A 530-nucleotide genomic window follows, 5' to 3' on the forward strand; every position below is an offset into this window, starting at 1 on the left:
CGGCCATTCTTCTCCTTGAGAATCTCCGCAAAAGCCACCTGCGAGATCCATACCCCCCAACGGGAGTCTGGCACGTGCGAATACCGCGACGTTCCATCTGCGCGGCGCACGCCCAGGACGTACAGCTGTAAGGCAGTTGCCTGAGGGTCGTCGAAGCGGAAAAGCTGCGCGCCACACTCCCGGTCGATAGACATACGTGGCTCGCTCACCGGTACGAACCGAGCCGAATCTGCCTTCAGGCGATGTAGATGCGCCAGCTCAGCGGAAACCGTCTCTGCCCCCCGCGATTCCGCAGCTTCCCTGGCCTGCCTCAGCCACCCCGCCCAGCGGGCCACATCCCGCGCCGGACCCGGCGCAAACAGGAAGCCCATCGAGGAACACTCGGCCTGGACGGAATGCGCGTCAACTGCGGCCACGCGCAACGCTGGCAGAAGCCCTGTGAACGGATCTGCGACGGTCACCATGAAATTCCCATTGGCTTGCAGCAAAGTCCATTGAGCAAGCCGCAAGGTTCCCGATACGCCAAAAAG

At 62.6% G+C, this 530-nt stretch carries 1 protein-coding gene; it reads right to left on the reverse strand.

Annotation, left to right across the window (positions count from 1 at the left end; genetic code table 11):
* Positions 1-530 (reverse strand): hypothetical protein (locus D3H34_RS34600; protein WP_205736891.1); only part of this gene is annotated, 530 nt, incomplete at both ends.

It is taken from the genome of Acidovorax cavernicola (assembly GCF_003581445.1).